This is a genomic window from Flavobacterium luteolum, from assembly GCF_027111275.1.
GTDB lineage: Bacteria > Bacteroidota > Bacteroidia > Flavobacteriales > Flavobacteriaceae > Flavobacterium > Flavobacterium luteolum.
On record NZ_CP114286.1, the window covers coordinates 4,561,495 to 4,576,622 of the forward strand.

Annotated in this window: 14 protein-coding genes; 8 read left to right on the forward strand and 6 right to left on the reverse strand. The window is 33.5% G+C overall.

Annotation, left to right across the window (positions count from 1 at the left end; genetic code table 11):
• Positions 1 to 206: 206 nt before the first annotated feature.
• Positions 207 to 950, forward strand: coding sequence for an SDR family oxidoreductase (locus OZP10_RS19525; RefSeq protein ID WP_281632353.1), 744 nt, complete (start codon positions 207 to 209; stop codon positions 948 to 950).
• A gap of 76 nt (positions 951 to 1,026) precedes the next feature.
• Here the strand turns inward: OZP10_RS19525 and OZP10_RS19530 are convergent, their stop codons facing one another.
• From OZP10_RS19530 to OZP10_RS19555, 6 genes are all read right to left on the reverse strand, one after another.
• A complete protein-coding gene (locus OZP10_RS19530; RefSeq protein WP_281632354.1) occupies positions 1,027 to 1,326 on the reverse strand; it encodes a hypothetical protein in 300 nt (99 codons plus the stop codon).
• 2 nt (positions 1,327 to 1,328) lie between these two features.
• Positions 1,329 to 1,880 (reverse strand): hypothetical protein, encoded by a 552-nt coding sequence (locus OZP10_RS19535; RefSeq protein WP_281632355.1) that lies wholly within the window; start codon positions 1,878 to 1,880, stop codon positions 1,329 to 1,331.
• 259 nt (positions 1,881 to 2,139) lie between these two features.
• Positions 2,140 to 4,146, reverse strand: coding sequence for an AAA family ATPase (locus OZP10_RS19540; protein ID WP_281632356.1), 2,007 nt, complete (start codon positions 4,144 to 4,146; stop codon positions 2,140 to 2,142).
• A complete protein-coding gene (locus tag OZP10_RS19545) occupies positions 4,127 to 4,729 on the reverse strand; it encodes a hypothetical protein (protein WP_281632357.1) in 603 nt (200 codons plus the stop codon). The genes OZP10_RS19540 and OZP10_RS19545 overlap by 20 nt, the downstream gene beginning before the upstream one ends.
• Positions 4,716 to 5,684 carry a restriction endonuclease gene (locus tag OZP10_RS19550; RefSeq protein ID WP_281632358.1) on the reverse strand — a complete coding sequence of 323 codons (969 nt, stop codon included), beginning with the start codon at positions 5,682 to 5,684 and terminating at the stop codon, positions 4,716 to 4,718. Before OZP10_RS19550 ends, OZP10_RS19545 begins: the two co-directional genes overlap by 14 nt.
• Before the next feature lie 249 nt (positions 5,685 to 5,933).
• Complete coding sequence (locus OZP10_RS19555; RefSeq protein ID WP_281632359.1) at positions 5,934 to 6,167, reverse strand: hypothetical protein; 234 nt, start codon at positions 6,165 to 6,167, stop codon at positions 5,934 to 5,936.
• A gap of 522 nt (positions 6,168 to 6,689) precedes the next feature.
• Here OZP10_RS19555 and OZP10_RS19560 point away from each other — a divergent pair.
• The 7 genes from OZP10_RS19560 to OZP10_RS19590 all read left to right on the forward strand — a co-directional run bounded on the left by OZP10_RS19560 (position 6,690) and on the right by OZP10_RS19590 (position 14,977).
• Positions 6,690 to 9,245: a dermokine domain-containing protein gene (locus OZP10_RS19560; protein ID WP_281632360.1), complete on the forward strand. Its 2,556-nt coding sequence runs from the start codon at positions 6,690 to 6,692 to the stop codon at positions 9,243 to 9,245.
• Between the two features lie 603 nt (positions 9,246 to 9,848).
• Positions 9,849 to 10,259 carry a cupin domain-containing protein gene (locus tag OZP10_RS19565; RefSeq protein ID WP_281632361.1) on the forward strand — a complete coding sequence of 137 codons (411 nt, stop codon included), beginning with the start codon at positions 9,849 to 9,851 and terminating at the stop codon, positions 10,257 to 10,259.
• Between the two features lie 356 nt (positions 10,260 to 10,615).
• Positions 10,616 to 11,602: an alpha/beta fold hydrolase gene (locus OZP10_RS19570; RefSeq protein ID WP_281632362.1), complete on the forward strand. Its 987-nt coding sequence runs from the start codon at positions 10,616 to 10,618 to the stop codon at positions 11,600 to 11,602.
• A 93-nt stretch (positions 11,603 to 11,695) separates the two neighbouring features.
• Positions 11,696 to 12,106, forward strand: a complete 411-nt coding sequence (locus OZP10_RS19575; RefSeq protein WP_281632363.1) for an organic hydroperoxide resistance protein — start codon at positions 11,696 to 11,698, stop codon at positions 12,104 to 12,106.
• 95 nt (positions 12,107 to 12,201) lie between these two features.
• Positions 12,202 to 12,936: a DUF1223 domain-containing protein gene (locus OZP10_RS19580; protein ID WP_281632364.1), complete on the forward strand. Its 735-nt coding sequence runs from the start codon at positions 12,202 to 12,204 to the stop codon at positions 12,934 to 12,936.
• A 276-nt stretch (positions 12,937 to 13,212) separates the two neighbouring features.
• Complete coding sequence (locus OZP10_RS19585) at positions 13,213 to 14,229, forward strand: sensor histidine kinase (RefSeq protein ID WP_281632365.1); 1,017 nt, start codon at positions 13,213 to 13,215, stop codon at positions 14,227 to 14,229.
• On the forward strand, positions 14,210 to 14,977 hold the full coding sequence (locus OZP10_RS19590; RefSeq protein ID WP_281632366.1) for a LytR/AlgR family response regulator transcription factor: 768 nt from the start codon (positions 14,210 to 14,212) through the stop codon (positions 14,975 to 14,977). Before OZP10_RS19585 ends, OZP10_RS19590 begins: the two co-directional genes overlap by 20 nt.
• Positions 14,978 to 15,128 lie beyond the last annotated feature (151 nt).

Genomic DNA, 15,128 nt, shown 5'->3' on the forward strand with positions numbered 1-15,128 from the left:
AAAACTAAAGAAATCGAAGAATTTTAACCAAAAAAGTAAAGAATACGAATTCAGTATTTAACATAAAAATGAGACTTTTTACTAAAACTTATTTTTCAATACTATTTTAATGTTAAAATGTACTTCTGGTATACTCTGTGATACTGGTTACAAAGTGATACCATTTTGAATTTACCTTTGTCTCATTAATTTTAAACACATATAAAATGGACAATTTAAAAAATAAAGTGGCAGTAATAACAGGTGGAAATAGTGGGATAGGATATGCTACAGCGCAATTATTAAAAGATCAGGGGGCAGAAGTAATTATTACAGGAAGAAGAAAAGAGGCGATAGAAACGGCAGCTTTAGAACTAGGCGTTACAGCCATTACAGCAGACCAATCGAATATTTCGGATATAGAAAAACTGGCAGAAAAGGTAAAAGCCGATTTCGGTTCGGTTGATATTTTGTTTATCAATGCAGGAATCGCGGGTTTAGGAACAATTGAACAAACTACAGAAGAATTGTACGACAATATTATGGATGTGAATCTAAAAGGCGCTTTTTTCACTTTAAGCAAATTTATCCCGATTTTGAAAGATGGCGCTTCGGTGGTATTTCTTTCTTCGAATACTGCGAGTATGCCAGGTCCCGGATCTTCGGTTTATTCGGCGAGTAAAACCGCTTTGAATTCGTTTATGAGATCGGCGGCTTTAGAATTAGCGCCAAGAAAGATTCGTGTCAATTCGGTTAGCCCAGGACCAACTCAAACCGAAGTCATGAACAAAGTAGGTCTAGACGAAGCCACCGTAAAAAGCATCATGGATGTCGTAGTAGAAAAAGTCCCGCTAAAACAAATGGGAAGGGCAGAAGATGTGGCTCAGATGGTTTCGTATTTGAGTAGCGAAGCTGCTGTGTTTATGACTGGAGCGGATGTTATTATGGATGGTGGGATGAGTTTGGGGTGATTTTGAAAAAAGTAAATGCACAAAAAGTAAACTTTTGTGCATTTATGGTAATCGCTAAATTAAGAGAATAATTACATCAATTTCTTTTAAAAAGATGATCAAACAATTGTTTTTCAATTAAATATTGTGATTTATCATCTTGTTTTAATAAAATATAATGAGCTACATCGTACATCATATCTTCATAAATAGTTTTTTTATTTCCACTGTTGATAATCATAAATCTATCATTTTCCGCTCCTTTAGCAGGTTCTCTGAATACATATGCACCGTCAAGATGTGAAGAAACATTTTCGAGTAAGAAAGTTGTTTCTGAATTATAAATTTTGTATTCTAAATTATCTCCAATTTTACTTGTTTTAAATAATAGTATCATATTTATTTTATTTCATAATGTTTAACTAATTCTGTAACTATGTTCTCTAGTTTTTTATCCATGTATTCATTTTTTAAGATTTCAAAAAAATAATTAAGCTTTGAATAATATGTATAATAAAGTAGTTCTTCTAATTCTTTACGGTAGTCATTGGTTAACGAACAATTATTAATCTCGATATGGGTGTTGTAGAACAGAGTAATCAAATTACTGATATTTTGAAACATTGCATGAAATGAATTCTCTAATTTGAACTCTTTAGTACTTTTTTTTTCATGTTCTCTTTTCTGTCTAAAATACTCTATTAAATACAAGTTTATTCCTTGGATTCCTGTAAAATTGTATTTCTTGCCATTAATGTTTGGAAGGTCATTGATATTTGAAATTAATGTGTTATCATGGAAAGAAATATTAAATGAGTTAATTTCTTCTATGATTAAATTAATTCTCTCCTTATAGTTTGAAAAAATGAAATCATTTTTTTCATCATCTTTTTGTTGTTCAAATTGATCTGTTATTATTTTGTTAGCATCGATTTGTGCTTTTAGCGCCATATAAACTAGTATAGACCCAAAAAAGCTTAAGAAGGGGGCAGTGGTACCTCCAATAGTATCTCCAATACTTCCAGTATCTTTAAATGATACAAATGAAATATTAGAACAAGTTAAAACTAAGAGGGACAGTCATTAAAATTACGCCAAAAAGTATTATTGCTTTAAACTCATTTTTAGATAGCTTAAAAATTGTTTTTGTATTATTAGACATAAAGTTTTGAGATTAGTTTTAATGTTTTAAATAAATAGAAACCAAATGTTATTTAGTATCTACTTTTTTTAATAAATAATCTGTTTTATTTTTCATTTCATAATTAATGTACTTTTCTAATTTATCTCTGTCGCTTTTTAATTCACTATAAGTTGTTAATATTATTTGCGCTTCATTTGATGGAATTTTTTCCATTTCTTCTACACAGTTTATTAATGAATCATTATCTAAATTTTGCTGTTTTGGTTCATCCAAAATTAGGATATTTGGAAACTTTATTTTGGTATTTGTTTTAAACTCTAGTGAAGTTTGTAAAAGAGATAGATAATAACTTAATATTATACGTATATTATCACTGGAGCTAGATATATTATAAATGTCATAATTATCTAGATAAGGAGAATAATTATCGTTTTCATCAATTTTAATATCATTAATTAAATTTTGATTAGACTTAAAAATCCCTAAAGCTTTTAAATTAGTATGAATGTTGTCTTTGATACTTTTTAGTATTTTATAATCATTACTTGTTTGGGTGTATTTATTGATTTTTTCTTTTATTCTTTCAAGTTGTTTATTTAACTTATTTAATTCTTCTCTTGTTGGATTTAAATTCTCCCATCTTTCAGTAATTCTTTTATATCGTTCAAACTCTTTAAAAATTGAATCTACTTCTAATATTTTCTCCCTTAAAATTGCAAATTCTTTTCCTGCATATGTTTGAGTTTGTTGATCTAATTGTTTCTCGTAAAGTAATATTTTATCTTTTTGTCTATTTCTTAGTTCGTCTAATTTTTTTAGATCTAGATTTCTTTGCGCTATTACTTTCTTAAAAGTATTTTCTTCGTCTTCCAGAAAAGATAGATTCTCTTCTGGAGAAGATATTTTTTTTCTTGTATCTGAATGGCACAAATGACATTCGTCTTCTAGATTACGATTTAGAGGATTTTCACAAACAGGACAAGTAGTAATGTTTAATTCAATTGATAATTCTTGAATTTTTTTCAATTGCTTGTTTTTATATTTGTTTTTTTGGATTCTTTCTAGATAATTCTGATAACCATCAATTTCTGAAGATATTTTTTCTATCCGATTATTCAAAGTTCTGAGTTCATAGTCAAGTCTTTTTAGGTTTTCTCTTAATTTAGAGTTACTGTCTTCATAACTTTTGTTTTGACTTGTGATTGAATTAATGGTCTTAGTTTCAGTATTGTATTTATTATGCAAGTATTTTATGTAATCGTAAATACTTGTTTTACCTATTGGGCTAGAATTAACAATAAGAATTCCATCAATTTTGTTTGCATTTGCAATAATTGATAAATTTTCTTCTTTTTTTTCTAGTTCGTCAGATAATTTTTTGATTTCTGCATCAAGTTGTTTCTTCTTTATCTCTATAAGATGTAGATTAAATTTGTCTAAACCCATAATGTACTCGAAAACAACTTTTTTTATATCGCGAATATTATATCTGGTAACTTGTCTAGCTTGTATTTGAGACCAACCAGCTCTTTGTTCTACGAAGAAAAGCGGGAGAATATTTTCGAAATATAGTTTGGAGAACTTTTGATCGTAAGTTGGTAATTCGACAATATTTAATTCTAAAAAATCAAAAAGAAATTTCTGAAACCCTTTTTCAGAAAATACACCTTCCCCATTAACTATATACCTTTTATGATCGTTACTTTTATTAAAATCCTTCGCTTTTGCTTCTTTAACCGCTACTATATCAGTATTTCCTCCTTTTATATATCTAAAAATTGAATACTCTTTTATTCCATTTGATATTTCTAATATCAAATAAGACTTTGTTACGGTTTTTCCTTCTATTGATTTGTAAAATTCAGGTTTAAATGGATTTTGATCAGATTTAAAAATTCCTAATCCTTTTTCCGATCCAAGGCCATATATTATACCAGTAACGATGCTGGTTTTCCCCACTGAATTAGGTCCGTAAATAATATTAAGCCCTGGATGAAAAGGAACGTCAGCACCATATTTTTCATTCTCGGTTTCGACGGTATAAATTAATCTGTTAATAATCAATTTCGGCATTTTGCTTCCAATATGAGTTAGGTATAATCTCAGTTATTATTTTTATAGTTTTATTAGTGTCCATTCTTTTTCCAAATAATGATAAGAAATTAACTTCTGAAGGAAATATACTTTCTAATAAATTAAAATTTTTAATTCCCTGTTCACTTAATTTGATTCGAGTATTTTTATTGTCTTTATCAACTTTGTAATCGATTAAGTCTCTTATAAATAAATACATTAACATGTCGTTAAATCTTAAATCCCAAGGAACACTTTTATATTGAACAATATTAAAATCAATTTCAATTTGATTTGTTTTTTCAATAGTATTGAGTTTATTTAAAACGTTTTTTTTCCCTGCATAATATTCTAAAATAAACTTTGTTTGAAAATGTTCATTTCTAAGTAAGAAATCCACACATGAAATTATTTCTTTACTTAAGCCATTATCTGTATTAAGTTTTCCTAAGATAATAATTAATCTCATTGCTCTGAATTGAATTCTGTCTTCGGGTTGGACGTAATTTGGTCTATCTAAATTTATACTAGGTTCAAGCCCTTTTTGTGTAATTGAATTTATTAAATGTTTAACTATTTCCATTTTTTCGCCAATCTAAAGGGCATTGTGCTGCCAATTCAAAAACAACTCCATTTAATAACTTTTGTTTGTCTCCTTTTAATTCAAAATCATTACAAAAAGTTAGCATTTCTTTTTCTGCCTCATCAAAAAAGTCATAAAAAAAATTTTCAGCAGTATAAGTGTTGTCGATTTTGAATTTTCGAGTTAATCTATCAGCTTTTAAACGTAAATCAGATTCCCATAAAAGAAGATTATTTCTTAATTCGGTATTTAAATCTTGCAGACTTTCTAGATAGACTTTATAATTAGCTCTTGTTTTGTGGTATTCAATTCTAATAGTGTCATCTTTAGATATTATTGAATTTAATTTTTCATCTAAATTTGTTTTTAAAGCAATATCTTCTGAAGGTTCATTAGGAGAATCAGTAATTCTGATTGTGTCTAAATATTTTAAAGAATCTTTTTTATTCAAAAGCATATTGATTTTAATTTTTAAAGATTCAAGTTCCTTTTCTTTATCCAATATTAAATCAAAGGTAGGTTTGTCATAAACCTTTTTATATAGTTCTTCATCAAATGCAAAGAAAGTTTCTACTTGTTTATCAGGCGTCCAAAACTCTACAGGGAATTTAAAAAGTTTAATAGCCTTAGCTTGTATATCATGATCTATGTTACTAAGATTTCTTAATGGAGATAATAGGATAAAAGCTGTCGCAGTTTGATTGGAAGCTTCAAGCTGAAGTTGTTTATTAAATATTTCTGACCAGTTTAATTGGGATGTTGTATAATATTTACATTCTATGAAAATTTCTCTTTCTTTCTCATTTTCATCAAAGAAAAGTACACTAATATCAAAACCATTTTGTGTACCAGAATCTTGCCTTCTTACTTGAATTACTAAAAAGCCCATTTTGGTAAATAAAGTTCTGAAATAAGGCTCCACCAATTTTTCGAAATCCGCACCTGAAATTGCCATATTTTATTATTAAGAATCTATAGTTTATTGATTTTAAAAAGACATCAGAATATCATCGTGTAATATTAAAACGATTTTCTATTATTTAATTACGGTTTACCGTAATTATGTATTTTTTTAACAAGAGTAATAATAATTAGTACTCTAAACAATAAGTATTTCTACGGTATTTTCTCCTAATCATAAAAACAAAACCCTCAATCTTAAAAAGACCAAGGGTTTTAATTTTTTCAAAAAAAAAGAACCTTTTTACTCCAAATCCAGATAAGGATCTAAAATTTCGGCTAATTCATTGAGCCAATAGAAGCTTTCTCCAAGTTTGGCAGCGTTTAACTGAATGTTTTCTTGATCGTTTAGAACGCCCAATGCGAGGGTTAGATTTACCTGTCTTATGGCTCTCGCCATATCGAGTGGGTCAATTCTGTCGTTGAAGAAATTCATTAGACCGATTTCGGCTTCTTTTGAAAGGGTTTTGGTACTCATAACTTTACTTTAAGGAAATATAAAACCCACGTGGCTTAGGTGTCCTACGCTGTAAAGTGAGCGTTGCGGTTGTTTCCAATACCGCCACCATACCACATGGGCAAACTTTTTTTCTGAGATCATAACTTTACTTTTAGGACTGCAAATATATCAAAAAAGAAGTTGGTTTAATACTGCAAAAAGTAATACAATTCTTAAATAATATTTTCCCAAAAAATTTCCTTTTGAAAATGAGTGTTCTAGCCCTGATAGTAGCGGCATCCTTTTGTGGCGGGGTTCGCCACAAAAGATATAGCGGATAGCAGGAAATAGCTCCTAATCAATATCAATGCTTCATTTTTGCTCAATTTATGGGTTCAGATTAAAATTTTGGTTCTAGAAAAGAAAGGTCATTTTGACACTTATTTGGTTTCAAATTATAATGTGAAACAAAGTAAGCGGCTGATTTGTAGTTTTATTTATGCGGTGAATTTAATTTTATAGGAAAGAATTTTATACGACGATCGCGAAAATAAATTTTCAATGAATAATCTAACTTTTAAATTTATGAGAAATGCTTTTCTAATATTTGGAGTTTGTTTGAGTGCAATTTTGTTCTCCTGCAAAAAAGATAAAAATACGGAGCAGTCAAGTTCTGAAACTGGAAAGTCTGAAACTGCCGACTCGACATTAATTGCCGATCGTGGTTGGCCTCGCGAAGCCGAAAATAACGGGACAAAACTGGTTTATTATCAGCCTCAGGTAGACGATTGGAAAGATTTTAAAGAAATTACTGCTCGAGTGGCTTTTTCGCTGACTCCAAAAGATGGAAAACAGGTTTTAGGTGTGGCTTCTTTGAAAGCGGAAACTTTGGTAGATAAAGATAACCGAAGCGCTTTTATTAAAAATATTCAAATAACCGATATACGTTTTCCTGCTTTGGACAAAAAGAAAGTGCCAGAAATGGAAAAGCTGTTTAAAGAAACGTTGCCTCAGAGCGGAGATCCTATTTCGGTAGATCGTATTTTGGCAGATTTAAGTCATACTAAAAGTCCGCCAAAGGGAATTGCGGCTAAAAATGATCCTCCTGCGATTTTTTACAGTACAAATCCGTCGATTTTGCTTATCGTGCAAGGCGAACCGGTTTTGGTGCCTGTAGAAAAAACGGATATTCAATATGTGGTAAATACCAATTGGGATTTGTTTTTTGATAAAACCACAAAGGATTACTATTTATTGGTAGAGAATATTTGGCTGACTTCGAAAAATGTGGCGGGCAAATGGACTAAAACAACCAAACTGCCTGTGGGTTTAAGTAATCTGCCTTCGGGTCAGAATTTTGATGATGTTAAGAAAATGATTCCGCCACCTTCTTCTGGCGGAACTCCAGAGGTTTTCTACAGCAATAAACCTGCAGAGTTGATTGCGATAAACGGAAGTCCGAAATTCGTTAAAATTCCAGGAACTAAATTGTTATATATTGACAATACCGAGAATGATATTTTTGCTGATGAAAACAAAGGTCAGTATTATGTATTATTGTCTGGAAGATGGTTTAAATCTAAAGATCTAACTGGACCGTGGAGCTATGCCAGTAATAGTCTTCCTGCTGATTTTGCTAAAATTCCGAAAGATTCTCCGCGTGCCAATGTATTGTCATCTGTGCCTGGAACGCAGGAAGCGAATGATGCTGTAATGTTATCGCAAGTTCCGACAACGGCTATTTTAAAGAAATCGGATGCTGAAGCGAAAGTAAAAGTATCGTATGATGGTGGAACGCCTCAGTTTAAACCTATCGATGGAACTAAAATGCAATATGCAAGCAATACGCAAGAGAAAATTATAAAAGTGGGCGATTTGTATTATTTGTGCTTTCAGGCGGTTTGGTTTATGTCGACCAGTCCAAACGGACCTTGGAAAACCTGCGATTCTGTTCCGCAAGAAATTTATACGATTCCGCCAAGTTCACCAGTCTATAATGTTACGTATGTAACGCAAGCTACAACCGATACAACAGTTGAAAGTAGTGCAACAGCTGGTTATTTAGGCGCTTTTATTATTGGAGCAACATTTGGCGCTATTTTGACTTATGGCACAGGATGGTATTATCCGCCTTATATGTATTACGGCGGACTGTATCCGATTTATCGTCCGTGGCCTTATGCGTACGGAGGAGGAGCGGTCTACAATCCATGGACAGGCGGTTACGCCGCGGGAAGACGCGTTTACGGGCCTTATGGCGCAGCTGGAACTTCGGCTTGGTATAATCCTGCAACAGGAAGATACGGGCGTTCTGCAAGCGTACAAGGATGGTATGGCGGGCGCACGGCTGCAAGTACTTATAATCCGTGGACGGGTAATTATGCTAGAACCAATCAAGGACATAATGCGTATGCACAATGGGGACATTCGGCTGCGACAAACGGGAATCAGTGGGCGCAGACGGGACATATTACAACCCGACGCGGAACTGCAATTGGTTATGAAACTTCGGGCGGAGATAAAGGTGTAATTACACACAGAAGAGGCGGAGGAACAACAATTCATACTAATAATAATCTCTATGCTGGTCACGACGGACATGTTTATAAAAGAGATGCCAACGGAAACTGGAGTCATTATAATAACGGAAATGGTGGCTGGACGCAAGCAGGAACTTTGGGTTCATCTAAAAAAGCGGGTGAAGGGATTCAGAATAGAGCGAATCAAGGACTTGGAGCAAATGGAGCAGGAGAAAGGATTCAGCGCGATAGACCTAATGATGGACTTGGCGCAAATGGTGCTGGCGAAAGAATTCAGCGTGATAATTTGCCAAAAGCGGGTCAAAACCTAGGAGACGAAACTCGTATGGGAGACGGAATTCAGAGAGATAATTTTCCTAAAGCAAATCAAACACTCGGACAGCCAAATAAACCGCTTGGAGAACCTGGACGTCCTGATATAACAAACGATCTTGATCGTTCGGCCATGTCAAGAGATCGAGGTGAAATGCAAACCAGAAATTTCCAAAACATCCAGAGAGGCGGAAGCGGTTTTAATGGAGGTGGCTTCGGCGGCGGAGGTTTTAGAGGTGGCGGCGGCTTTAGAGGAAGAAGATAAAATATAGAGTAAAGGTTAAATTAATTCAGAAAGATCAGGATGGTGATAAAACACTAATCCTGATTTTTTTTTTTGCTGTTTATTTTACCGCAAAGAACGCTAAGATTTTACGCAAAGCTCACTAAGTTTTTAATCTCGCAAAGACACAGATTCGCAAAGTTTTATTTGTAAAGATTTGTAAATTTTTATTTTAGCCACAGATTTCACAGATTATTAGGATTGAAAATCCTTTCCATCCTAATAATCTGTGGCAAGAAATAAAGAGAAAGCTTAGCGAATTTTTATTCTAGCCACAGATTTCACAGATTGACACAGATTAGAAAAATCTTTTTAATCCTAATGATCTGTGGCAAAAAAAAAGACAAAGCTTTGCGTTCTTTGCGTTTTTATAAAATTCCTATAAGCAAAAAAACTTTGCTCCCGATAGCTATCGGGATTGCGGTTAAACCTCAAACATTTCACATCTCACAAATCACAACTCACGGCTTGTCCATTTCACCCTGAAGTTTGTCCGTTTCACCTATTTTCTGATTTCGTAAGAAGGGTTATCGAAATACTTTTGACAAAGAAATTAACGAAAACAAATAATTTAAATCAGAAGTTATGGAAACGAAAAAACAAAAAACATGGGTTATAATCGCAATTATTGTTTTAGGAATCATTGCCTTTTTAGTTCCGAATCAGATTGCAGCACAGGGAGTAAAACGCATTGATTTGCAAAAACATGATCTAAGTACTCCAGGAAAAGAAATGGTTCAGGCACGAATTGATTTTGAAGGACATTCAGCTTTCGGGAAACATTCTCATCCTGGCGAAGAAGTGATTTATGTAGTTGAAGGTTCGCTGGAATATCAGATCGAAGGTGAAAAGCCAGTGACACTAAGAGCGGGCGAAGTGCTTTTTATTCCGGCAGGCGTAGTGCACTCAGCTAAAAATAATACAAATGCTAAAGCATCAGAACTTGCGACTTATATTGTAGAAAAGGGGAAACCGATACTTGTAATGAAAAACTAAAAATTTTAAACGCAATCCCGATAGCTATCGGGAGCAAAGGTTTTTTACTCTTGGTTTCTGCTGAAATGTGCAAAGTTCGCAAAGCTTTGTATTGAAAGTTTAGCTATAGATTTTAATCATTTTAATTCTTTATCCCGATAGCTATCGGGAGTGGCAAAACAACTAAGCGCAAAGCTTTGTAAAAAACTTTGCGAACATTGCGTAAACCTTAGCGCTCTTTGCGGTTAAATAAACACCTGTCCATTTCACCCTCAACTTTGTCCACTTCACCTTTTTTTACCTTTTAAAACAAGCATTGTCAAAATACCTTTGACGAAGAAATTAACTGATAATCAACTAATCAAATAATAAAAATTATGAAAACACTATCAAATATTCTAATCGCTATTCTTTTTATGAATGCAGCTTTCACCCAAGCACAAACTTCAAAACAAAAAACAATTGAAGTAAGCAGTTCACTTGGAACATTAAAACAAATCAACGCTGGATTATTAAACATAGGATATACCGAAGCAGGTTCGTCAAACGGAACTCCAGTAATCTTGCTTCACGGCTGGCCTTATGATATTCACAGTTACAACGAAGTCGTTCCGCTTTTGGTGGCAAAAGGTTATCACGTTTTCACACCGTATTTACGTGGATTTGGGACAACAACCTTTCTTTCCAAAGATACTTTCAGAAACGGTCAGCAAGCGGCTTTAGCAAGTGATATTATCGCTTTTATGAATGCACTGAAAATTGACAAAGCCGTAATTGGCGGTTTCGATTGGGGAGCTAGAACAGCAGTTGTAGTATCGGCACTTTGGCCAGAACGCGTAAAAGGTCTGGTTTCGGTAAGTGGCTATTTGGTGGTGAACTTAGAAGCAAACTTAAAACCGCTTCCTCCAACAGCCGAATTAGGATGGTGGTACCAATATTATTTCGCAACCGAAAGAGGAAGACAAGGTTACACTCAGAACACTTACGATTTTAATAAACTAATCTGGAAAATCGCTTCTCCGTTATGGAACTTCGATAAAGCAACTTACGATCAAACTGCTCAGTCTTTTGATAATCCAGATCACGTAGCGATTGTGATTCACAATTACAGATGGAGACAATCTCTAGAAGCAGGTGAAGCAAAATACGATAATTTGGAAAAACGTTTGGCGACAAAACCTGAAATTAAAGTCCCAACTATTACAATTGGAAGTGATTTTGACGGCGCTTTCGCGGATGGAAAAGCCTATGCAAACAAATTCACCGGAAAATACGAACACAGAATTCTAAAAGGAATCGGACACAACGTTCCGCAAGAAGATCCGAAGGCTTTTGCTCAAGCAATAATCGACGTATCTAAATAATGGTGAATCATTCTTTCACATTTTACTTTTTACATTTCACAAAAAACAAAAAACATTTCACATTTTACAAATAACATTTTACACAAAAAAATCATGAGCACAAAAATTTTATACACAGGAAAAACACACACAACAGGCGGTAGAGAAGGAGCTTCTCAAAGTTCAGACGAACAATTGAATATCAAATTAAGCGCGCCGGGATCTTCACGTCCAGGAACAAATCCAGAGCAGTTGTTTGCTGCGGGATGGTCAGCTTGTTTTATTGGAGCTTTAGGAATTGCGGCTTCTAAACTTGGCGTTAGACTTCCAGCAGAAACCGCTGTAGACGCTGAAGTAGATTTATGCGTAACAGAAGGAGAATATTCGCTTCAAGCAAGATTAAATATTAGTCTTCCAGGAATTGATATTTCAACAGCAGAAGCTTTGGCGGCGCAAGCGCATCAGACTTGTCCATATTCTAAAGCAACGAGAGGAAATATAAACGTTGAGATTAATATTCTTTAATAGTTTTAAGTTATGAGTTATGAGTTGATTCGAAAACTCTACTCTTAACAAACCTGACAGGTTTTTAAAACCTGTCAGGTTTAATAAATGTAATTATGAAAAAGATAAAAATTTTAAGTGGCTTTGTTATGCTGTGTTTTTTAATTGGAAACAGCGTTTTTAGTCAAAACAATTCAAAAGGTTTTGCACTTTTAGAATTATATACTTCAGAAGGCTGTTCGAGCTGTCCGCCAGCAGATGAATTGTTGGGAAAAATTCAGAATGAATATCGTGATAAAAACGTTTATGTATTGGCGTATCATGTTGATTATTGGGACAAACAAGGTTGGAAGGATATTTTCAGCAATGCCGATTTCACTAAAAGACAATATGATTATGCGCAATTTCTAGGAAAAGAACCAATCTACACGCCTCAAGTAATCATTAACGGAAAAACAGATTATATCGGTTCTCAGGAAACGAGTTTGCGAAACGGAATTAAATCGGCACTTTCTAAACAAGCTCTAGCAAGTTTAAATTTAGAAGCAAATCAAAATGAAAATTCAATTTCTGTAAATTATAGTGTTGAAGGCACTTCAAAAAATAGTCGTCTATTGCTTGCAGTTGTTCAGAAAGAAGCCAAAAGTAATGTAAAAAGAGGCGAGAATGCGCATCGGGTTTTATCGCATTATCAAATTGTTCGGAATCTTCAATCTATAGATTTAAATAAAAACAAAAAAGGAACGGCATCTGTTCATCTTCCTAAAAATTACAATGCACAGGATTTTGAAATCATTGGCTTTGTTCAAGATATGAATTCAGGTGCTATTTTGGGAGTTAAACGGGTTTGATTTTTTTGTTTCACGGGGATTTCTTTGCTTTCAGTTTGCCACACAGTTTGTCATCCCGAGGAACGAGGGATCTCCACGAGTAGTTCTACAAAGATTGTCGATTTTGTTTGCGGAGTTTCTTACGGAGATCCCTCGTTCCTCGGGATGACAAAAAATGAGAATAGAAAGCTTTGCGAGATTAAAATTTATCTGCTTACATCTCCTAAAATCATTAAAAATCTGCGTGAAATCTTTTTCAAATAAACTTATCTTTGATCATAACAAACCAATTACAATATGGAAAAAACAAAACGTTTTCAGGTTTCGCTCAAAGTCATTTGGGGAAGTTCGATTGCATTGGCAGTTATGGCTTCGATACCTAAATTATTTGATGCCGATTCTACACCTGGAGACCTTATTATAAATTCTTCGATTACGCTGTTGTTTTCCCTTTTTATATGGTATTACAACATCTACAGTTTACCAAAATTTTCTGCTAATCATGCCAATAAAAGTCTTTTTAACTGGAAACTTTTATTGAGTGTTATTCTAGGGATTGTTTTAATGGTGATTCTGGTAATTGCGCATCAGGAACTGTTTCAGGTTTCAAAAATGGATGCGCCAATTATGTTTGAACTTCGCGGAGTTTTGATCAACTTGATTGTGTATATGTTTTTGCATTTGCTTTTTCAAAATTATCAAACACAACAGATGGGAGTTGAATTGGAACGCACAAAAGCAGTAAATCTCGGCGCTCAATACGAATTACTGAAACAGCAGGTAAATCCGCATTTTTTGTTTAATAGTTTGAATACGCTAAAATCGATGGTGGATATCCAAGATCCGCAGAGTTCTGATTTTATCTTGAAATTATCCGATTTTTATCGATTTACGTTAGAAAGCCGAAAAATGGATTTGATTCCGTTGAGCGAAGAACTTCAAATTTTAGATTCGTATGTATATCTGCTAAAAGCGCGTTTCGAAGACGGATTTGTCTTAGAAAGCGAAATTGATCCAAAACAGTACGATTCGGCAATTCCGCCTTTTACTTTGCAGTTATTAATCGAAAACTGCATCAAACACAATGTCGTTTCTTTAGACAAACCTTTAAAAATAAGACTTTATACAGAAAACGAGTTTTTGGTAGTTGAAAATAAAATTCAACTCAAAAGAGGCGCCGTGTCTACAGGTGTTGGTTTAGATAATATCAACCAGCGTTTTATGCACCTGATTCGTAAAGAAATCGAAATTGACAAAGACGAAACTACCTTTAAAGTAAAAATACCACTTAATTATGACTATCATAATAATTGAAGATGAAGTAAAAACAGCCAAAGCACTTGGCCAATTAATTCTGAGCATCAGACCCGATGTTCAGATTTTGTCATATATACAAAGCATTGACGGCGCAGTAGATTATCTTTTAGAAAACGATCAGCCCGATCTTATTTTTATGGATATTCAGCTGGCAGACGGTCAGTGTTTTGAGATTTTTAAGAATGTTGAGGTTTTGTCGCCTGTAATTTTCTGTACTGCTTTTGATGATTATGCCATTGAAGCTTTCAAATCAAACGGAATTGATTATGTTTTGAAGCCTTTTTCGAGAGATAGCATTTCGCAAGCTTTAAAGAAAGCAGGAGAACTGAAAAATTTCTTTCAAAGAAACAAAAAAGCCATGCCCGATTTTGATTATTTGTTGACTAGAACTGGTGAAAATAAAGGAAAAAGTAGTTTTTTAGTTTTCAAAAACAATAAATATCAAACCGTTTTAACGGAGAATATTGCGTTTTTCTTTATCAAAAACGAAACGCCAATGATTATGACTTTAGATAAAAATGAATATCCGTTAACGCAGTCGTTAGATGAAATTCACAAGCTTTTATCGCCAATTCAGTTCTTTAGGGTTAACAGACAATATTTGGTTAATTTTTCGGCCATTCGCGAAGCAGAACATTATTTTTCGCGTAAAATAATCGTAAAATTAAGTGTTCCGACAGAAGAAAAATTATTAGTTGGAAAAGAAAAAGCAACGGCATTTTTAAGCTGGTTAGAAAACCGATAAAACCAATTAATTTATCTGAGAAAAGATAAATTAATTGGCTTGATTTTATAATCCTGGAAACATAAAACAGCTTATGAAAAACAAGGCTGAAAGTATAAAGCAGAGAATTAGAATGATCTTTTTCATCTTAGTTTGTATTAGAGTAAGAAAT